The organism is Streptomyces sp. NPDC036764 (assembly GCF_055609385.1).
The window spans coordinates 50347-69654 of sequence record NZ_JBVJPT010000007.1 but is presented as its reverse complement, the minus strand read 5'-3'; the positions used below and the strand labels follow the sequence as shown (position 1 = coordinate 69654).

14 protein-coding genes are annotated in these 19308 nt (G+C 72.9%); 7 read left to right on the top strand and 7 right to left on the bottom strand.

Going from position 1 to position 19308, the window contains the following annotated elements; genetic code table 11:
* The first annotated feature begins 4 nt into the window (after positions 1 to 4).
* Both mmsA and ACZ69Q_RS25225 read left to right on the top strand, forming a co-directional pair.
* The gene (gene mmsA, locus ACZ69Q_RS25230; protein ID WP_471045756.1) at positions 5 to 1507 is read left to right on the top strand and encodes a CoA-acylating methylmalonate-semialdehyde dehydrogenase; all 1503 of its coding nucleotides are present in this window, start codon (positions 5 to 7) and stop codon (positions 1505 to 1507) included.
* Between the two features lie 199 nt (positions 1508 to 1706).
* Positions 1707 to 3104 carry an APC family permease gene (locus tag ACZ69Q_RS25225; RefSeq protein ID WP_471045753.1) on the top strand — a complete coding sequence of 466 codons (1398 nt, stop codon included), beginning with the start codon at positions 1707 to 1709 and terminating at the stop codon, positions 3102 to 3104.
* Between the two features lie 13 nt (positions 3105 to 3117).
* Here ACZ69Q_RS25225 and ACZ69Q_RS25220 read toward each other — a convergent pair whose 3' ends face one another.
* Complete coding sequence (locus tag ACZ69Q_RS25220) at positions 3118 to 3528, bottom strand: GNAT family N-acetyltransferase (RefSeq protein WP_471045751.1); 411 nt, start codon at positions 3526 to 3528, stop codon at positions 3118 to 3120.
* A 116-nt stretch (positions 3529 to 3644) separates the two neighbouring features.
* Between ACZ69Q_RS25220 and ACZ69Q_RS25215 the strand changes: the two genes are divergently transcribed.
* The 5 genes from ACZ69Q_RS25215 (at position 3645) to ACZ69Q_RS25195 (ending at position 12302) form a co-directional block, all read left to right on the top strand.
* Entirely contained in the window at positions 3645 to 6296 is a 2652-nt protein-coding gene (locus tag ACZ69Q_RS25215) for a CocE/NonD family hydrolase (protein ID WP_471045750.1), read from the top strand.
* Complete coding sequence (locus tag ACZ69Q_RS25210) at positions 6293 to 7156, top strand: ABC transporter permease (RefSeq protein WP_471045748.1); 864 nt, start codon at positions 6293 to 6295, stop codon at positions 7154 to 7156. Before ACZ69Q_RS25215 ends, ACZ69Q_RS25210 begins: the two co-directional genes overlap by 4 nt.
* Before the next feature lie 148 nt (positions 7157 to 7304).
* A complete protein-coding gene (locus ACZ69Q_RS25205) occupies positions 7305 to 8855 on the top strand; it encodes a vWA domain-containing protein (RefSeq protein WP_471045747.1) in 1551 nt (516 codons plus the stop codon).
* A gap of 98 nt (positions 8856 to 8953) precedes the next feature.
* Positions 8954 to 10882, top strand: a complete 1929-nt coding sequence (locus ACZ69Q_RS25200; protein WP_471045745.1) for an AMP-dependent synthetase/ligase — start codon at positions 8954 to 8956, stop codon at positions 10880 to 10882.
* A 106-nt stretch (positions 10883 to 10988) separates the two neighbouring features.
* Positions 10989 to 12302, top strand: coding sequence for a glycoside hydrolase family 26 protein (locus ACZ69Q_RS25195; protein ID WP_471045743.1), 1314 nt, complete (start codon positions 10989 to 10991; stop codon positions 12300 to 12302).
* Here the strand turns inward: ACZ69Q_RS25195 and ACZ69Q_RS25190 are convergent.
* Genes ACZ69Q_RS25190 through ACZ69Q_RS25165 form a run of 6 tightly spaced genes read right to left on the bottom strand, consistent with a single transcriptional unit; the run spans position 12265 to position 19302 of the window.
* Positions 12265 to 13401 (bottom strand): GNAT family N-acetyltransferase, encoded by a 1137-nt coding sequence (locus ACZ69Q_RS25190; RefSeq protein WP_471045741.1) that lies wholly within the window; start codon positions 13399 to 13401, stop codon positions 12265 to 12267. The two genes, ACZ69Q_RS25195 and ACZ69Q_RS25190, sit on opposite strands and share 38 nt — an antisense overlap.
* A complete protein-coding gene (locus ACZ69Q_RS25185; RefSeq protein WP_471045740.1) occupies positions 13398 to 14063 on the bottom strand; it encodes a YveK family protein in 666 nt (221 codons plus the stop codon). The genes ACZ69Q_RS25190 and ACZ69Q_RS25185 overlap by 4 nt, the downstream gene beginning before the upstream one ends.
* Positions 14060 to 15202, bottom strand: a complete 1143-nt coding sequence (locus ACZ69Q_RS25180; protein WP_471045739.1) for a glycosyltransferase — start codon at positions 15200 to 15202, stop codon at positions 14060 to 14062. The genes ACZ69Q_RS25185 and ACZ69Q_RS25180 overlap by 4 nt, the downstream gene beginning before the upstream one ends.
* Positions 15199 to 15990 (bottom strand): polysaccharide deacetylase family protein, encoded by a 792-nt coding sequence (locus ACZ69Q_RS25175; RefSeq protein WP_471045738.1) that lies wholly within the window; start codon positions 15988 to 15990, stop codon positions 15199 to 15201. Before ACZ69Q_RS25175 ends, ACZ69Q_RS25180 begins: the two co-directional genes overlap by 4 nt.
* Positions 15980 to 17950, bottom strand: coding sequence for a murein biosynthesis integral membrane protein MurJ (murJ, locus tag ACZ69Q_RS25170; protein ID WP_471045736.1), 1971 nt, complete (start codon positions 17948 to 17950; stop codon positions 15980 to 15982). The genes ACZ69Q_RS25175 and murJ overlap by 11 nt, the downstream gene beginning before the upstream one ends.
* Positions 17947 to 19302: an O-antigen ligase family protein gene (locus tag ACZ69Q_RS25165; protein WP_471045734.1), complete on the bottom strand. Its 1356-nt coding sequence runs from the start codon at positions 19300 to 19302 to the stop codon at positions 17947 to 17949. The genes murJ and ACZ69Q_RS25165 overlap by 4 nt, the downstream gene beginning before the upstream one ends.
* Positions 19303 to 19308: the final 6 nt, after the last annotated feature.

Sequence of the window (19308 nt, the reverse complement as noted above, 5' to 3'; positions counted from 1 at the left end):
GGTCATGACGAAGATCGTCAACCACTGGATCGGCGGCAAGCCCGCCGAAGGCGCGTCGGGCACGTACGGGCCGGTCACCGACCCGGCCACCGGCGCGGTCACCACGAAGGTCGCCTTCGCCTCGGTCGACGAGGTGGACACGGCGGTCGCCGCCGCCAAGGAGGCGTACCTGACCTGGGGCCAGTCCTCGCTGGCCCAGCGCACCTCGATCCTGTTCAAGTTCCGCGCCCTGCTGGACGCCCACCGCGACGAGATCGCCGAGCTGATCACCGCCGAGCACGGCAAGGTGCACTCCGACGCCCTCGGCGAGGTCGCGCGCGGCCTGGAGATCGTGGACCTCGCGTGCGGCATCAGCGTGCAGCTCAAGGGCGAGCTGTCGACGCAGGTCGCGAGCCGTGTCGACGTGTCGTCGATCCGGCAGCCGCTGGGTGTCGTCGCGGGCATCACGCCGTTCAACTTCCCGGCGATGGTGCCGATGTGGATGTTCCCGATCGCCATCGCGTGCGGCAACACCTTCGTGCTCAAGCCGAGCGAGAAGGACCCCTCGGCGTCGATCAGGATCGCCGAGCTGCTCGCCGAGGCCGGCCTGCCGGACGGCGTCTTCAACGTCGTGCACGGCGACAAGGTGGCCGTCGACCGCCTCCTGGAGCACCCCGACGTCAAGGCGGTGTCGTTCGTCGGCTCGACGCCGATCGCCCGCTACATCCACACCACCGCCTCCGCCAACCACAAGCGCGTACAGGCGCTCGGCGGCGCCAAGAACCACATGCTGGTCCTCCCGGACGCCGACCTGGACGCGGCCGCCGACGCCGCCGTGTCCGCCGCCTACGGCTCCGCGGGCGAGCGCTGCATGGCCATCTCCGCGGTCGTCGCGGTCGGCTCCATCGGCGACGAGCTCGTGGAGAAGATCCGCGAGCGCGCCGAGAAGATCAAGATCGGTCCCGGCAACGACCCGACCTCCGAGATGGGCCCGCTGATCACGGCCGTGCACCGCGACAAGGTGGCGTCCTACGTCGCGGGCGCCGCGGCCGAGGGCTGCGAGGTCGTCCTCGACGGCACCGGCTACACGGTCGACGGCTTCGAGGACGGCCACTGGATCGGCATCTCGCTGCTCGACAAGGTGCCGACCAGCGCGAAGGCGTACCAGGACGAGATCTTCGGCCCGGTCCTGTGCGTGCTGCGCGCCGAGACGTACGAGGACGGCGTCGCCCTCATCAACGCCTCGCCGTTCGGCAACGGCACCGCGATCTTCACCCGGGACGGCGGCGCCGCCCGTCGCTTCCAGTTGGAGATCGAGGCCGGCATGGTCGGCGTCAACGTCCCGATCCCGGTCCCCGTCGGCTACCACAGCTTCGGCGGCTGGAAGGACTCCCTCTTCGGCGACCACCACATCTACGGCAACGACGGCACGCACTTCTACACCCGCGGCAAGGTCGTCACCACCCGCTGGCCCGACCCGGCCGACGCCCCCACCGGCGTCGACCTGGGCTTCCCGCGCAACCACTGACACCCGGTGTCTGGGGCCGTCCGCATCGCGGACGGCCCCATTTTTTTGTGCGCCCGCGCTGCGGTTCCCGCACCCGTGAAAGCCGCCCTGTATGCGGCCTTGACGCGACGTTAACGCGCGAAACAGGGCTCCCAGGCCACGGATTCCGTAGGTGAACACCCATTGACGCGATGGTTTCCGTCGATGTTGCATCCCCCTCGTGACCGACACCCTCACCCCCGTCGAGGGCGCCGCAGTCGAGGCGTCGGACGGCCCCCAGAAGCTCAAGCGCTCCATCGGCGTGGTCGGCGGCACCCTGCTCACGCTCTCCTGCGTGACCCCCGCCTCCACCCTCTTCGTGGTCGTCCCCGACCTGTTCGGCTCGCTCGGTACCGCCACCGCCCTCACCATCGCCATCGGCTCGCTGCTGTGCGTCGCCGTGGCGTTCTGCTACTCGGAGCTGGGCACCCTCATCCCCAGCGCGGGCGGCGAGTACGCGATGGTCTCCACGCTGGCCGGACGGCTCGCGGGCTGGCTCGTGTTCGTGCTCTCGCTGCTGGTCGTCATGGTCGTCCCGCCGGTGATCGCGATGGGCACCGCCGACTACCTCGCCCCGGTCGTCCACCTCGACCCCGCCATGACCGGCGCCGCCGTCATGCTGCTGGCCACCCTCGCCGGCCTGCTGGACCTGCGCGCGAACGCCTGGATCACCGGCGTCTTCCTGGTCCTGGAGGTCATCGCCGCGGCCGTCGTGGCGGTGCTGGGCTTCGCCCACGCCGAGCGCGGCCCCGCGAGCCTGGTCTCGATGGAGGTGGCCGGCGCCGACGGCCGTGCCGACACCGTGACGGGCCTGCTGGTCGTCTCCGGGCTCGCCATCGCCCTCTTCGTCACCCAGGGCTTCTCCACCGCCGTCTACCTCTCCGAGGAGCTGGAGAACCCGCGCCGCAACGTCGCCCGCACGGTGCTGGCCACCCTCGGCATCTCCGCCGTGATCATCCTGGTCCCGGTCGTCGCCATCACCCTCGGCGCCTCCGACCTCCAGGAGCTGACCGGCGGCGACCTCTCCGCCATGGTCACCGCCTGGTCCAACTCGGCGGTCGGCACCTTCGTCAGCCTCTGCGTGGCCCTCGCGATCATCAACGCGGGCATCGTCATGGTCATCCAGAACTCGCGCGTGCTGTTCGCCTCGGCCCGCGACAAGGCCTGGCCCGAGCCGGTGAACAACGTCCTCGCCAAGCTCGGCCGCTTCGGCTCCCCGTGGGTCGCCACCCTCGCGGTCGGCGTGCCCGGCGCGGCCCTGTGCTTCGTCGACCTCGACACCCTGTACGGCGTGACGGGCGTCTCGGTGACCGGCATGTACCTGCTCGTCGCGGTCGCCGCCCTGCTCGCCCGGCGCGGCTCGCACCGGCACACCCGCGCCTGGCGGATGCCGCTGTGGCCCGCGATGCCGGTCCTGCTGATCGCGGTCCTCGGCTACATCCTCACCCAGCAGGAGACCGCGCATCTGCTGTGGACCGGCGGCATCACGGCCGTCGCCACCCTCTACTGGGCCCTGTACCTGCGCCCGCGCCGCCAGACCCGCTGGCTGGTGACCCTCCCGGAGGACGCCCGCGACTGACCGCCGGCGGACCTCAGCCGAAGTCCCACGTCACCACCGAGCACGACCCGTCGTCCTTGCCACCCGCACTGCGGTACGTGGCGAGGGCGACGTCGTTGTCGGAGTCGACCAGCACCCACATCCCGTAGCACCCGAGCCCCCGGCCCAGCGCGTCGAGCCGCAGCACCAGCGCCCGCCCGATGCCCCGCCGCCGGTAGGGCCCGGCCACCCCCAGCTCGTACAGGAACATCTCGGCGCCCTTGTCGGGGTGCACGGTCTCGACCCCGCTGACGAAACCCACCGGCTCGCCGTCGACGTAGGCCACGAGGAGGTGGTGACCGCCGGTCCCGAGGAAGCGCTCGGCCCACTCGGGGCGCACCGGATGATCGAAAAGGTGCTCTGCGGCGGCGACTTCGGCAGGGGTCGTGGCCCGGCGGATGTCCATGTGCCTTCGTACCACGGCTGGTGTACGCGGGAGGGGCCTCGTACTTCCGTGGGAGGGGCCGCGGTTCGGCCTTCGGTAGATAACTTGCCGACAGGTTCGCCCCGTACCGTTGAACCATGGATCTTCGATTGCCCGGGCTCCGCGCACTACGGGGGCCGCGGCGGCTGCTGGCCGCCGCGGCCGCTGTCGTCGTCATAGCCGGCGCCGGTACGTGGACCGTCGCGTCCGCCGACGACGACGCGCCCGCGGTGCGCCGCGCCGACCGGGTCATGGACATGGGCGACGGGGTGCGCATCGACACCTCGTACTTCACCGGCGCCGAAAGCGGCCGGCGCCCCGCCGTCCTCCTCGCGCACGGCTTCGGCGGCAGCAAGGACGACGTACGGCAGCAGGCCGAGGACCTCGCCCGCGACGGGTACGCGGTGCTGACCTGGTCGGCCCGCGGCTTCGGGAAGTCCACCGGCAAGGTCGGGCTGAACGACCCCGAGGGCGAGGTCGCCGACGTCTCCGGGCTGCTCGACTGGCTGGCGAAGCAGCCCCAGGTCGAACTCGACAAGAAGGGCGACCCGCGCGTCGGCATGGCGGGTGGGTCCTACGGCGGCGCGATCTCCCTGCTGGCCGCCGGCCACGACGACCGCGTGGACGCCATCGCCCCGGCGATCACCTACTGGAACCTCGCGGACGCCCTGTTCCCGAACGGTGTCTTCAAGAAGCTCTGGGCGGGCATCTTCGTCAACTCGGCGGGTGGCTGCGAGAAGTTCGAGAAGCAGATCTGCGAGATGTACGACCGGGTCGCCGAGTCCGGCATCCCGGACGCGCAGGCCCGCAGCATGCTGGAAGAGCGCTCGCCGTCGGCCGTCGGCGACCGCATCAAGGTGCCGACCCTGCTGATGCAGGGCCAGTCCGACTCCCTGTTCACGCTCGGCCAGGCCGACCGGGCGGCGAAGGCGATCAAGGCCAACGGCGCCCCCGTCGACGTCGACTGGATCTCCGGTGGCCACGACGGCGGGGACATGGAGACGGGCCGCATCCAGGCCCGCGTCCGGTCCTGGTTCGACCACTACCTCAAGGACGACAAGAACGCCGACACCGGTCCGGCATTCCGCGTCACCCGCACCGGAGGCGTCGACTCCACCGACGGCCAGGCCCTGCTGCGGGGCGCGAGCTCCGACACCTACCCCGGCCTGGAGAGCGGCACCGAGCCCTTGCGCCTCACCGGCGGCGAGCAGAGCTTCGCCAACCCGGCCGGCGCCAGCCCGCCCGCCGTCTCCGCCCTGCCCGGCCTCGGCGGCTCCGGCGGACTCGCCCAGCTCTCCTCACTCGGCGTCGGGGTGTCCCTGGACTTCCCGGGCCAGTTCGCCGCCTTCGAGTCGGCGCCGGTCACCGGCGACCTGCGCATCACCGGCTCCCCGAAGGCGACCGTGCACGTGAAGTCGACCAGCGAGGACGCGGTCGTCTTCGCCAAGGTCTACGACGTCGGCCCGGACGGCAGGCAGCAGGTGCTGCCGTCCCAGCTCGTCACGCCCCTGCGCGTCGAGGGCGCCAAGGCCGGCAAGGACGTGACGATCACGCTCCCGGCCGTCGACCACGGCATCGAGAGCGGCCACCGGCTGCGCCTGGTCGTCTCCTCCACGGACCTCGGCTACGCCTCGCCCCTCGCCCCGGCGACGTACACCGTCTCCCTGAAGAGCGTTCTGACGGTCCCGACGGCGCCCGGCGTCGGCACCGCCGCCGCCCCGCTCCCGTCCTGGGTGTGGTGGCTGCCGCTCGCGGGCGCGGGCGTCGCCCTGGCCCTGCTGCTGACGGCCCGCCGCCGCACCGCCACGCCGCCGCCCGCCCCCGAGCTGGCCGAGGTCCCGCTCCAGATCACCGACCTGAGCAAGCGGTACGCGGGTTCGCAGGACCGGTACGCGGTACGGGACCTGTCCTTCCGCGTGGAGAAGGGCCAGGTTCTCGGACTGCTCGGCCCGAACGGCGCGGGCAAGACGACGACCCTGCGCATGCTGATGGGCCTGATCAAGCCGGACGCCGGCGAGGTCCGGGTCTTCGGCCACGCGATCCGCCCCGGCGCACCCGTCCTCTCCCGCGTCGGCGCCTTCGTCGAGGGCGCGGGCTTCCTGCCGCACCTGTCGGGCCGGGAGAACCTGGAGCTGTACTGGCAGGCCACCGGCCGCCCGGCCGAGGACGCCCACCTGGACGAGGCCCTGGAGATCGCCGGCCTCGGCGACGCGCTGGCCCGCGCGGTGCGCACGTACTCCCAGGGCATGCGCCAGCGCCTGGCCATCGCCCAGGCCATGCTGGGCCTGCCGGACCTGCTGATCCTGGACGAGCCGACCAACGGCCTCGACCCGCCACAGATCCGCGAGATGCGCCAGGTGATGATCCGCTACGCGGCGGCCGGCCGTACGGTCATCGTCTCCAGCCATCTCCTGGCGGAGGTCGAGCAGTCCTGCACCCACCTCGTGGTGATGGACCGCGGCCGCCTCGTGCAGGCCGGCCCGGTCGGCGAGATCATCGGCTCCGGCGACACGCTGCTCGTCGGCACGCCCGCGGCCGTGGAGGAGCCGATCGTCGAGAAGGTCGCCGCCCTGCCGGGCGTGGCCTCGGCCGTGCGCACCGACGACGGACTCCTCGTCCGCCTCGACGCCGACGGCAGCGCGACGCGCCTGGTCGCCGAACTCGTCCGCCTCGAAGTGCCCGTCCAGTCGGTCGGCCCGCACCGCCGCCTGGAAGACGCCTTCCTCACCCTGATCGGAGGCTCCGCATGAGCACGCTCACCGAGCGCACCGAGGTCGCCTCCGGCTACCGGGCGGGCCGCACGCTGCCGCTGCGGGTCGAGCTGATCCGCCAGTTGAAGCGACGCCGCACGCTGGTCATGTTCGGCATCCTGGCCGTGCTGCCGTTCGTGCTGGTCGCCGCGTTCGCGATCGGTGGCGAACCGGACGGCGGCGGCAACCGGATCACCCTGATGGACACGGCCACCGCGTCCGGCACAAACTTCGCCGCCGTGAACCTGTTCGTCTCCGCGGGCTTCCTGCTGGTCATCCCCGTCGCGCTGTTCTGCGGGGACACGGTGGCCTCGGAGGCGAGCTGGTCCTCCCTGCGCTATCTGCTCGCGGCGCCCGTGCCCCGGGCCCGGCTGCTGTGGTCCAAGCTCGTGGTGGGCCTCGGGCTCAGCCTTGCGGCGATGATCCTGCTGCCCGTGGTCGCGCTGGCGGTCGGCACGGCTGCCTATGGCTGGGGTCCCCTCCAGATCCCCACCGGCGGCTCGATCGACACGGGCACGGCCGCGCAGCGCCTGGTGGTGATCGTGGCGTTCATCTTCGTGTCGCAACTGGTCACCGCGGGGCTGGCGTTCTGGCTGTCCACCAAGACGGACGCCCCGCTCGGCGCGGTCGGCGGCGCGGTCGGCCTGACCATCGTGGGCAACGTCCTGGACGCGGTGACCGCGCTCGGCGACTGGCGGCACTTCCTGCCCGCGCACTGGCAGTTCGCCTGGGCCGACGCGGTACAGCCCACTCCCGAGTGGTCCGGCATGATCCAGGGCACCGCGATTTCCATAACGTACGCCCTGGTCCTGTTCGCGCTGGCCTTCCGCGGTTTCGCCCGCAAGGACGTCGTGTCCTAGGTCAACGGAAGATCACCCACCGGTCTCGACGACCGGCCTCCGTGGCCTCTTCGAGACTCATCCGCAACGCTCCGTAGCGCACGTTCCGGCCCCCTGGCCCGTCACAGTCACAGAAAGTCGACGTCAACGGACCCAGGGGGCACGGAAGATGGAGCGACACCGGATACGAAGCCTGCGGGGCACCCTCCTCGCGCTGACCGCGGCGGCCGGTCTGCTGCTCACCGGCTGCGGCGCGGGCGAGGGCGACAACTCCTCCGCGGACAACAGCACCTACCCCACCGGCCGCCCGGCCCCCGCCCCCGGCTACGCCGACGGCGGCACCGGCGAGCAGAAGAACGGCGACGACTCCGAGTCCCGGGAGTTCGCGCCGGCCCCCGACTACCTCTCCACGTTCGCCCTGGACGTGGACACCGCCTCCTACGGCTACGCCCGCCGCACCCTCGCCGACGGCCGCCTGCCCGACCCCTCGACGGTGCGCCCCGAGGAGTTCGTCAACAGCTTCCGCCAGGACTACGACCGTCCCGACGGCAACGGCTTCTCGGTCACCGTCGACGGCGCCCGCACCGAACGCGAGGACTGGTCCCTGGTCCGCGTGGGGCTCGCCACCCGGCCCGCCGCCGACACCGGCGAACGCCCGCCCGCCGCCCTGACCTTCGTCATCGACATCTCCGGCTCCATGGCCGAGCCCGGCCGCCTCGACCTCGCCAAGGAGTCCCTCGGCGTCATGACGGACCGGCTGCGCGACGACGACTCGGTCGCGATCGTCACCTTCAGCGACGAGGCCGAGCGGGTGCTGCCGATGACCCGTCTGGGCAGTGGCCGGGGCGAGGTCCACGACGCGATCGACAGCCTGGAGCCCACCGACTCGACCAACCTTGGCGCGGGCGTGAAGACCGGTTACGAGACGGCCGTGGAAGGGCTGCGGCAGGGCGCCACGAACCGCGTGGTCCTGGTCTCCGACGCCCTGGCCAACACCGGCGACACCGACCCGGACACCATCCTCGAACGCATCGGCTCCGAACGCCGCGAGCACGGCATCACCCTGTTCGGCGTGGGCGTCGGCAGCGACTACGGCGACGCCCTGATGGAGCGCCTCGCCGACAAGGGCGACGGGCACACGGCATACGTCTCCTCCTCCGACGACGCCCGCGAGGTCTTCTGCGAGGACCTCCCGCGCAACATCGACCTGACCGCCCGTGACGCCAAGGCCCAGATCGCCTTCGACCCGGCGACGGTCTCCGAGTTCCGCCTCATCGGCTACGACAACCGGCAGGTCGCCGACGAGGACTTCCGCGACGACAGTGTCGACGGCGGCGAGATCGGTCCCGGTCACACGGTGACGGCGCTGTACGCCGTGCGCACCAAGCCCGGGACCGAGGGGCACCTCGCCACGGCGAGCGTCCGCTGGCTCGACCCGGGGACGCGCGCTCCGCACGAGGAGTCCGGGCGGCTGGAGAGCGGGTCCCTGGGGGACTCCGTCTGGAGCGCGAGCCCCCGCTTCCAGGTCACGGCGACGGCCGCGTACTTCGCCGACGCGCTGCGGCTCGGGGACGAGCGCTGGAGCGCGCTGCCCGGCTCCGCACACCTCGGCGAACTGGCCGAGCGAGCGGACGGGTTGGCGAACAGGACGGAGGACAAGGACGTACGCAGCCTGGCCGACGCCATCCACCGGGCAAGCAACCTCACGGGTCAGGACTGAGTCCCGGGCCGGTGCCGAGCGGTGTCGTAGGCATTGACCTTCGGCTACGCGTGAGTAAGTTGACCCCCCGGTAAGTCCGACTGGCACCGGGAGCCGACATGGGCGTACGCAAGGATCTGAAGCGGGCCAAGCGGCGGAGTGACCTGATGGCGCGGGCCGCGGTCGAGGTCGTCAAGGACGAGCAGGGGGTCGTCCGCGAGGCGCGTACGCCGCCGCTCGCCCCGCCGTCGGCCTCCGGTACCACCGCCGATCTCCCGTATGTCAATGCCGCCGAGGAGCCCGACGCCGTCGTCCTGCGGCGCAGGCAGGGCGGTGACCCGACCTGGCATCCGGTCACCGCCGCGGCCTTCGCCCGTGAAGTCACCGCTGTGGCCAAGGGGTTGATCGCCGCAGGGCTCGAACCCGGCGGCCGGGTGGCCGTGATGTCGCGCACCCGCTATGAGTGGACGGTCCTGGACTTCGCCATCTGGGCCGCCGGCGGCCAGACCGTCCCCATCTACGCCACCTCCTCCGCCGACCAGGTCGAGTGGATCGTCCGCGACTCGGGCGTACGCCATGTCGTCACGGAGACGACGGAGAACACCGAGACGGTCGCGGCGGGCACGGCGGGGCATGAACAGCGGGCCAGGGTATGGCAGTTGGATGGCGACGACGCCCTCGGCGCGCTCACCGCCCTCGGCCGGCACCTGCCCGACGAGGAGGTCACCAAGCGCCGTACCGCCCTCACCCCGGACACCATCGCGACCGTCTGCTACACCTCCGGCACCACCGGCAGGCCCAAGGGCTGCGTCCTCACCCACGCCAACCTCCACGCCGAGGCCGCCAACACGGTCGAGCTGCTGCACCCGATCTTCAAGGAGGTCACCCGCCAGACCGCCTCGACGCTCCTCTTCCTCCCCCTCGCCCACATCCTCGGCCGCAGCCTCCAGATCGCCTGCCTGATGGCCCGCATCGAGATCGGCCACTGCCCGAGCATCAAGCCCGACGAACTCCGCCCGGCGCTCAGGGAGTTCCGCCCCACCTTCCTCGTCGGTGTGCCGTACCTCTTCGAGAAGATCCACGACACCGGCCGCGCGACCGCCGAGAAGATGGGACGCGCCGCCTCCTTCGACCGCGCCGACCGCATCGCCGTCCGCTTCGGCGAGGCCTACCTGCACAAGTTCCTCGGCACGGGCAAGGGCCCCGGCCCCGGCCTCTACGCCGCCTGGGCCCTGTACGACCTGCTGGTCTACCGCCGCGTCCGCAAGGAGCTCGGCGGCCGCATGAGCTACGCCATCAGCGGCGGCTCCCCGCTGGACCGCGACCTCAACCTGTTCTTCTACGCCGCCGGCATCCTCGTCTACGAGGGCTACGGACTGACCGAGACGACGGCCGCCGCCACCATCGTCCCGCCGCTGAAGCCCCGCCCCGGCACCGTCGGCCGGCCCGTCCCCGGCACGGCGGTCCGCATCGCCGACGACGGCGAGGTCCTCATCAAGGGCGGCATCGTCTTCGGCTCGTACTGGAACAACCCGGCCGCCACCGACGCCGTGCTCCGGGACGACTGGTTCGCCACCGGCGACCTCGGCTCCCTCGACGAGGACGGCTACCTCACCATCACCGGCCGCAAGAAGGACATCCTCGTCACCTCCGGCGGCAAGAACGTCTCCCCGGCCGTCCTGGAGGACCGCCTGCGCAGCCGCTCGCCGATCGGGCAGTGCCTCGTCGTCGGCGACAACCGGCCCTTCATCGGCGCCCTGATCACCCTCGACCCGGACGCGGTGGCCCACTGGCTCGCCGTACGCAAGATGCCCGCCGACACCCCGCTGTCCGAGGTGATCCAGGACCCGCGGATGCGCGCCGACGTCCAAAGGGCCGTCGACTACGCCAACGAGGCCGTCTCGCGGGCCGAGTCCATCCGCGCGTTCGTCCTGGTCGAGGGCGAGTTCAGCGAGGACAACGGCATGCTCACCCCGTCCCTGAAGGTCAAACGGCACGCGGTGACGAAGACGTACGCCGACGAGATCGAGACGCTGTACGGCGGCTGACGGCCCGTTCGGCCGCACTCGGATGGTGCGACCGACCTGGATATGACTACCTATCACTAAGTGAGAGGAGCGCACCGGAGCGCACCGAAGCGCCCGAGGAGGACGCATGGCCCCTGACCGTCGCAGGTCCGCCCCCAGAGGGCTGGCGTTCCTCACCGCCTCCGTGGTCGCCTCGGCGGCCCTCGCGCCCGGCACGGCCCTCGCGGCCGACACCGCGTCCCGGCCCGACCCGCGACGACCCGCGCCCACCGCGTCCCCGACACCCCCCGGCGGTGCGCACTCACCCCAGGGCGTGCCCGCGCGCGGCCCCGCGTTCGGCGCGTACCTGCACTACGGCCCCACCGGGGTGAAGCGCATGCAGGAGCTCAGCCGCTGGCTGGGCGGCCAGGAGCCGCGCGTGGGGCACACGTATCTGCCGGGGGACGTCTGGGACAACATCGAGGGCGCGCACGGCTTCCTCGACAGTTGGGCCGAGTGGCGGCGCGCCAAGGCCGACCGGATGCTCGTGCTGAACGTGCCGATGATGGAACGCAACGAGCAGAACCTCCCGGACAGGGCCGTGCGCAGGCTGCTGCGGCGCGCCGCGGCCGGCGCCTTCGACGAGCACTTCGAGGTGCTGGCGGAGCGGCTGGTCGACCTGGGTGTGCCGGACACGGTCATCGTGCTCGGCTGGGAGATGAACGGCATCACCTACACCCACCGATGCGGCCCCGACCCGGAGAGCTGGAAGCGGTACTGGCGGCGCATCGTCAAGGTCATGCGCTCGGTCGAGGGACAGAAGTTCCGCTTCGACTTCGCCCCGAGCCGCGGCATGGACGCGATTCCCTGGCCCGAGTGCTACCCCGGCGACGACGCCGTAGACATCATCGGCATGGACGCCTACGACCAGCCGCACGGGCTCGGCTTCGACGAGCAGGTCTCCGAGCCCTACGGCCTGCGCCACCACGTGGACTTCGCGCGCAGGCACGGCAAGCCGATCTCGTATCCCGAGTGGGGCCTGTTCCGCAACGGCGACAACATCACGTACATGCTGCGCATGCTCGCCTGGATGGACGAGCACAAGCCGCTGTACAACACCATCACCGACTACTGCCCGCACGGCGTGTGGCTGTGCGCCGACAACCCGCGTGCCGCCGCCCTGTACCGCGTCCTGCTGTCCACCCCCTATCTGCCGCGGCCCAAGCCGGGCCCGTCGGTCCCCGCGCCGACCGCCCCGACCGCGCCCTCCGCTCCCGCCGGGCGGGACACGGACCCGAAGCCGGCACCGGCCCGGAAACCGGACGCTGCGAGGCCGGGGACCCCGACCGCCATGCCCTCCAAGCTGCCGCAGTGCACGCCGGTGGACCTGCAGAAGTGGCTGGAGCACCGCAGCGGCGGCAATCTCACCGTGTGTCTTCAGTGGGCGAAGCGCCATCGGTGACCGCTGCGGCCGGGTCCCCGCGCAGCAGCTTCTTGGCCCGGCGCCGGGCGGCGTCCTCGGCGGCGGCCGCCGCCAGCAGCGGCAGGGTGCGGCGCCGGGCCAGCAGGAAGCGCTGGTTGACGACCGTCTCGGGGCACCAGCGGTACTTGTAGGGCTCGTCGCCGCGCAGCAGACTCAGCGACCGGCGCCCGCCGGTGGCCGCGTGGTCGGCGGACGCGTGCAGCAGCATCGTCGCCACGTCCACCCTGCGCTCCCGAAGCTGCGGATGGAAGCCGTACATGTACATGCCCGCCAACGCCCCGGACAGCAGGGTGATGTTGACCGCCACCACCGAGCCGTCGAGCCGGTACTCCGTCGTCGCGGCCTCGCCGGTCCGCGTCAACGGAGCCGCCGCCCGCATCAGATGCTCCAGGAACCGCGGCCGCAGATGCTCGGCCGACACCTGCCGGCCCTCCCACTGGAGCCGGTGCAGTTCGAGGAGCCGGCTCACCGCGGCCCCGGTCTCGTCGTGCTCCACGAAACGCCACTCGACGCCGATCCGGCCGAGCTGGTTGATCTTGCTGCGGATCCGCCGGGCCCGCCCCGTCGGCAACCGCCCGACCAGCTCGGCCATGGGCACCGCGGGCAAATCCAGGCACACGGAGTCACGCACCCGGTGCCGCGGGCCGCGCCAGCACAGGTAGACCCGTTCCATGGCGCCGCCCGGCCGCACCTCACGGAAGTCGACCAGGGCCGAACGGGCCAGCTCGCCCAGCGCGTCCGCGAGCGCCCCGGCGGCCGGCGCGGCCACCGCCTCGTCGATGAGCACGTCGCACAGGTCGGTGATGGCGCCGCCGATCGGCACCAGCGCCGGCAGCGGATGGTGCACCCGCATCATCGGGGCCGCCGCCACCAACTCCTCGCCCCTGCGCACCAGGACCAGCCGCAGTCGGCCCGGTGTGCCGTACGACAGCCACCACGAGTGCAGCCAGGCGTGGCTCTGGAACGGTGTCGCCGACGGGCACGCCCGGTACAGGCGCTCCCACTGTCCGGCCAGCTCCGCGAACGCGCGCTCCTCGGTGCACACCTCCACCGAGAGCGCGCGTACGGGGGCCGTCACCCGAGCGTTCCGTGGGCGTCGGCGGCGTTGGCCGGGCCCGGGACCGACGCCCGGCCCGTGTCGTCGTCGTCCTCCGTCCGCCGCGGCCGGGCCAGCAGGGACAGGCCGCCCAACAGACCGCCGGCGCTCGCGCCGACGAGCGCGGTCAGCGCCGGGGACGCGGACGACGGCTCGGTGGGCCGCGCGGCACGGGACAGGCGCTCCAGCTTGATGCCGGTGTCGTCCTTGGTGTTGTCCGCGTGCGTCAGCAGGGCGCGGGACACGGCGTTGGCCATGTCCACCGCCTGACCGGGGTCCGTCGAGGTCGCCGAGACCGCGACCATCGGCGCGTCCGGGGAGGTCGCGACGTCGACGCTCTCGCGCATCGTGGAGGCCGGCACACCCGCCCACACCTGGGCGTCGCCGAGCACCGCGAGCTGCTTGGCCACCCGGCCGTACGCCTGCGCGAAACCCAGCGCGTCGGTGCAGTCGGCGTCGGTCCTGCCGTTGGGCACCGCGACGACGGAACTCGTCGCCGTGTACTGCGGCGGGCGCAACTGGCCGTAGGCACCACCGGCCACCACTCCGATCAGCGCGCCGGCCGGCAGCCACCACCATGACGGCAGCCGCCTCATCCGAGCGTTGTCGAAAAGCTGGTCACGCCCAGCGGGGTTGTCCGTCATGAGGAACTCACTTCCAGGTTCGAGCCGGACAGAGCGGCCGTGTACAGATCCATGAGCTGCCGTGCGGTGGCCGCGATGTCGTAGCGGCGTACGGCGTCCGGGGCGCTGCGCTCACCCGGACCCGCCGCCCGCAGCCGCAGCAGCTCGCGCGCGTACGCTCCGGCGCCGCCCGTGACCCGCCGGGCCCCGGGTGCCGCGCCCGGCGGCAGGTCGTCGACGGCCGGGCAGCTCGCGTACAGCACGGGGAGCCCGGCCGCCAGCGCCTCCACCACGGCCAGCCCGAAGGACTCCTCCGGCGAGGGCGAGGCGAGCACGTCCATCGCGGACAGCAGGTCGACCAGGCCGGGCGCGTCGTCCCCGGGGTCGGGCAGGCAGGGCCGCTCGCCCGTCATCAGCACCCGGTTCGAGACGCCCAGGTCCCGCGCGGTGCGCCGCAGGACGTCCTCCTCGGGCCCGCCGCCGACCAGCAGCAGCCATACGTCGCCGGGCAGCAGCGCCAGTGCCCGCAACAGCAGGTCGAAGCGCTTGCCGGGCGCCATACGCCCCACCCCGCCGACGACGAACGCGCTCTCGGGCAGCCCGAGGAACGTCCGGGCCTCGTCGCGGCGCGCCGCGTCGTAGCGGAAGCGGGGCGCTTCGATGCCGTTCGGGATGACGCGGATGCGCTGCTCGGGCACGCCCCAGCGCCGCAGTCGTTCGGCCACCGTCGGGGAGACGGCCACCGTGGCATGGCCGAGGCGCTCGCCGGCCAGATACAGCCCGCGCACGCCCGCGGTGCGCGACCGGCCCTCCAGTTGGGTCGCGCCGATGGAGTGCTCGGTGGCGACGACGGCCGGGACCTTCGCGAGCCGCGCCGCGAGCCGGCCGTAGAGGCAGGCCCGGTACAGATGGGTGTGCACCAGGTCGTAGCCGCCGTCGCGGATCAGCCGGGTCAGGCGGGGGAGGGCGGCCACGTCGCGGTTGCCGCTCATGCCGAGGTGGGTGACGCGCACCCCGTCGGCGGTCAGGCCCGCGGCGACCGGGCCGGGGTTGGTCAGCGTCACCACGTCGCACTGCGCGGGCAGATGCCGCAGCAACAGGCGCAGTTGCTGCTCGGCGCCGCCCACGCCGAGGCCGGTGATGACATGGAGGGCCTTCACACGGCCTCCAGTGCGCGGCCGAAGACCCGGGCCAGACGGCGCTTCAGCTCCAGCCGCACCGAGGAGTCCGCCTCGCCGATGTGGATGCGCGGCAGCGCGAAGTCGCCGGAGCCGGCCGGGCCGCGGGAGATCGCGCAGCCGTAGCGGTACCCGGCGCGGCGCACGGCGTCCGTGGCCCGCTCGTCGAGATAGCCGTACGGGTAGCAGAAGCCCTCGACGTCCTCGCCGGTGATCCGGGTGAGCAGGTACCGGCTCTCGGCGACCTCGGCGTGCAGTTCCTCGTCGTCGGCCTTGGTCAGGTCGATGTGGGTCAGCCCGTGCGAGGCGATCTCCATGCCCGCGTCCGCGGCGAAGCGGATGCCCTCCTCGTCCAGCAGGGCCTTGCGCGGGCCAGTCAGCTCCCAGGAGTTCTCGCCGCCGAGCAGCCGGGGCAGCACGAACACGGTCGCCGTGAAGCCCCAGCGGTGCAGCACGGGCAGGGCGGTGGTGACGAAGTCGGTGTACCCGTCGTCGAAGGTCAGCCCCACCAGACCGCGCTCCAGGCCGTCGGCGCGCGCGTCGAGCAGCTCGCGCACGCTCACCCCGCGCAGGCCGCGGGCGGCCATCCAGGCGAACTGCCGCTCCAGGCGTCCGGGGGTGACGGTGATGTCGTACGGGTCGTCCGGGCAGTTCGAGACGGAGTGGTACATGGCGATCCAGGCGGCGGGCGGCCGCTTCGGGCGTCCCTCCGTGACCGGGTCGGGGAGGGGTTCGGCCGCGGGTGGGGCGGCGGTGATGTCAGCGACCATGGCGGAGCCTTCGTGAGACGGAGCTACGGACGGATTGCGTGACAGGAAGCAGGAGGGAGCGGGCGCGGGCCGCGTCGAGGACCCAGGCCAGCAGCAGGAAGACGGCGGTCACGCACAGACAGCAGGCGGCGACGGAGGCCGCGGGGGAGTCGAAGTGCCGCGCGCACAGCAGCCCGGCGCCGGTGGCGCAGACGGCCGCGCGCACCGGGCGGGACAGTTCGGCGACGACCCGGTGGACGCCCACGGGCACGGCGCGCGGCCCCAGCCCGAGCAGCAGGAGCAGCGCGGTGAGGGTGATGCCGGCCGCGTTGGCCGCGGCGATGCCGCGCGCGCCCCAGGGGTCCACGGCCCACAGGCCGATGCCGGCGGTCGCGAGCGCGCCCGCCCCCATCGCGCCCAGCGGGTACCAGGTGGTGCGGCCCGTGGAGAAGTACGACCGCACGAGCGCGCCCACCAGCGTCTGCCCGAGCAGTCCGAGCGCGTACACCCGCATGACGGCCGCGGTCGCGGCGGTGTCCTGCGCGGTGAACGCACCGCGCTGGAACAGCAGTTGGACGATCTGCGGCGCCCCGGCGACGACTACGGCGGCGCCGAGCAGCACCAGGCAGGCCATCAGCGCCAGATCCCGCTCGACCCGCTCGGTCGCCCGCCGTGTGTCGCCCTCGGCGATGGCCCGCGCCACCACCGGGAAGGTGACGACGCACACCATCATCGACAGCGACATCGGCAACTGGGCGACCTTTTGGGCGTAGTTGAGATGCGAGATCGACCCGGCGGGCAGCCCGGAGGCGAAGTACCGCTCGATGAGCACCTGCGACTGCCGGCACAGGGCGAACAGCAGCACCGCGCAGACCAGCCCGAACGCCACGGTCCGGCCGTCGTCCCCCTCGCGCGGGGGCGCCTGGGCGTGCGCCGGGTCCGCCCCGCCCGGCCGCCGTGCGACGCGCCGCCACAGCGGCGGTGCCTGTACGGCGGCCATGAGGCACCCGCCGAGCGCTACACCGAGCGCGGCGGCCTGTACGCCCCAGCGCGCGCCGAGGGCGAACATCGCGGTGATGATCGTGATGTTGTACGCGATGTAGATGGCGCCCGGCGCGAGATAGCTGCGGTGGGCGCGAAGGGCCGCGCTGAAGTAGCCGGCCAGCCCGAAGCTCAGCACGCAGGTCGCGGTGAGCCGGGTGCAGGACACGGCCGGCGACGGGTCGGAGAGGCCGGGCGCGAGGAGGGAGACCAGCAGCGGCGCCCCGGCCGCGAGCAGGGCCGCCGTACCGGCGAGGGCCAGGCACAGCCGCGGCAGCGAGGCGGCGACCAGGGCCCGCACGGGGTCGGGGGAGTCGGGCCCGTGAGCCGCCCGGCGCGCCAGCGCCAGGCTGAACGCCGGCACCAGCACGAACGCCATGCCGTCCTCGATCAGCAGCGTCGACGCCATCTCCGGCACCGTCCAGGCCACCAGGAACGCGTCGCTCTCCGCCCCCGCACCGAAGAGATGCGCGAGCACCTGATCCCGCCCGAGCCCGAGCAGGGCCCCGGCCATCGACAACGCGGCGGACAACAGCGTCGCCCGAGCGAGAAAACGCCGGGTGGGCGCGCTGGGGCGGCGGGCATTGGAGGCCGGCTGGTAGGTCGCCGGGACGGGTTGGCCGTCCCACGGGTGGGAGACCTCGGTGTCGGCCCGGTGGTCGGGGGCGGCTCCGAGTGGGGGGCGGTGGGGTGCGGTGGTTGTGAGGCCGGGGAGGGGCTCGACCTGACGCGGGCTGTGTACCCGGGCCCTGGCGTCCGTCTGGTGCCGGGTGTTCACGCCGGCGTCGTCGGTCGCGGTGAGGGCGTCGGCGGGCGTCGCCGGGCCGGGGCTCGGCGGGCTGTGTACCCGGGCCCTGGCGTCCGTCTGGTGCCGGGTGTTCACGCCGGCGTCGTCGGTCGCGGTGAGGGCGTCGGCGGGCGTCGCCGGGCCGGGGCTCATCGTGCTTCCGATTCCGGGGCCGGGGCGCTCGGCTCGTTTCGCGCCAGCCCCCACCACGCGGCCAGTCCGAAGCAGATGGCCGTGAGGACCGTGGAGGGGCCGCCGATGTCGGCGTACAGGAAGTTGACGAGCTGCCACAGCAGCAGACCGCAGACCGGCAGCGCGCAGTCCCCGGCGCGCCCGCCGCCGAATCGCAGCTTGCGCAGCGCGCACACCAGCAGCGCCAGCCAGCTACCCGCGACCGTGACCAGGCCCAGCACGCCCTGCTCGCTCAGGAGCAGCAGATACATGTTGTGCGGGGAGAGCAGCGGCTGGCGCCGGTAGGCCTGGCCCGCCCCCTCCGTGTCGCTGCCCGACGACAGCGCGAGCGAGGCATGGCCGTCCCGGTACGCCGGAAACGCCTTCAGCCCCACGCCGGTCACCGGGTGCTCGCTCCACATGTCGGCCGCCGCCGCCCACATGGTGTAGCGGTCGACCACCGACTGGTCGGGCGCGTCGGTGACCTGGGTGATGCTGGTCAGCCGCTCCTGCAACATCGCCGCGCCCACGCCGAGCCCGCCGACCAGCACGATCGACGCCGCGACGGCCGCCGCGAACACCTTCGCCGCCCGCCGCATCCCGGCCATCAGGAGCTGCGCTCCGCAAGCCAGCGCCGTGGCGATCCACGCACCCCGGCTGAAGGACAGCGCCAGCGGCACCAGCAGGACCAGCGCGCACCCGGTCGCCAGGAGCCGCTGGCGCCGCTCCCGCGCCGCCAGGGCGAGCCCGGTCGCGGCCACCGTCCCGAGCGCGACGACGATGGCCATGCCCATCACGTCGGACGGCCCGAACGTGCCCACCGCCCGGATGAAGGCCCCTTGATACGACGCCCCGGTCCCGGTGAGGTACTGCTTGACGCCGATCGCCCCCTGCCACAGGGCGAGGCCGACCAGGGACCACAGCACCAGCCGGGCCCCTCGCCGGTCGCGCACCAGCAGCATCACCGCGACCGGGATGAGCACGAACACCTGGAGATACCGGGCCAGTCCGGTGATCGCGTCGGCGGCCGTCACCGCACCCGCTGCGGCGACCGCGATGCCCACCACCGGCAGCCCGAACACGACCGCCGCGGTCCTGGTCAGCGGTCGCCGTGCCCGCAGCGCGGTGTCGACGACGGCCCACAGCACGGCGAGTGCGGAGGCGGCGTCGGCGGGAGTCGCGGAGCTGTCCGGCACGACCGGCAGCCCCAGCAGGACGACGACCGCGACGATGGGCAGTACGGACAGGACGGGCCGCACGGAGCGGACCCGGCGCCGAGCCGACGGCGGCGGCGCGAGCGCGGTCCGGGGCGGGGTCGCGGTAGGAGTGCTCACCGGTGC

What these genes read in the sequence shown, in the direction of transcription:
- mmsA (WP_471045756.1), top strand. Translation starts at nt 5, where the DNA reads ATGACGAAGATCGTCAACCACTGGATCGGCGGCAAGCCCGCCGAAGGC.
- ACZ69Q_RS25220 (WP_471045751.1), bottom strand. Translation starts at nt 3,528, where the DNA reads ATGGACATCCGCCGGGCCACGACCCCTGCCGAAGTCGCCGCCGCAGAG.
- ACZ69Q_RS25215 (WP_471045750.1), top strand. Translation starts at nt 3,645, where the DNA reads ATGGATCTTCGATTGCCCGGGCTCCGCGCACTACGGGGGCCGCGGCGG.
- ACZ69Q_RS25210 (WP_471045748.1), top strand. Translation starts at nt 6,293, where the DNA reads ATGAGCACGCTCACCGAGCGCACCGAGGTCGCCTCCGGCTACCGGGCG.
- ACZ69Q_RS25205 (WP_471045747.1), top strand. Translation starts at nt 7,305, where the DNA reads ATGGAGCGACACCGGATACGAAGCCTGCGGGGCACCCTCCTCGCGCTG.
- ACZ69Q_RS25200 (WP_471045745.1), top strand. Translation starts at nt 8,954, where the DNA reads ATGGGCGTACGCAAGGATCTGAAGCGGGCCAAGCGGCGGAGTGACCTG.
- ACZ69Q_RS25195 (WP_471045743.1), top strand. Translation starts at nt 10,989, where the DNA reads ATGGCCCCTGACCGTCGCAGGTCCGCCCCCAGAGGGCTGGCGTTCCTC.
- ACZ69Q_RS25185 (WP_471045740.1), bottom strand. Translation starts at nt 14,063, where the DNA reads ATGACGGACAACCCCGCTGGGCGTGACCAGCTTTTCGACAACGCTCGG.
- ACZ69Q_RS25175 (WP_471045738.1), bottom strand. Translation starts at nt 15,990, where the DNA reads ATGGTCGCTGACATCACCGCCGCCCCACCCGCGGCCGAACCCCTCCCC.
- murJ (WP_471045736.1), bottom strand. Translation starts at nt 17,950, where the DNA reads ATGAGCCCCGGCCCGGCGACGCCCGCCGACGCCCTCACCGCGACCGAC.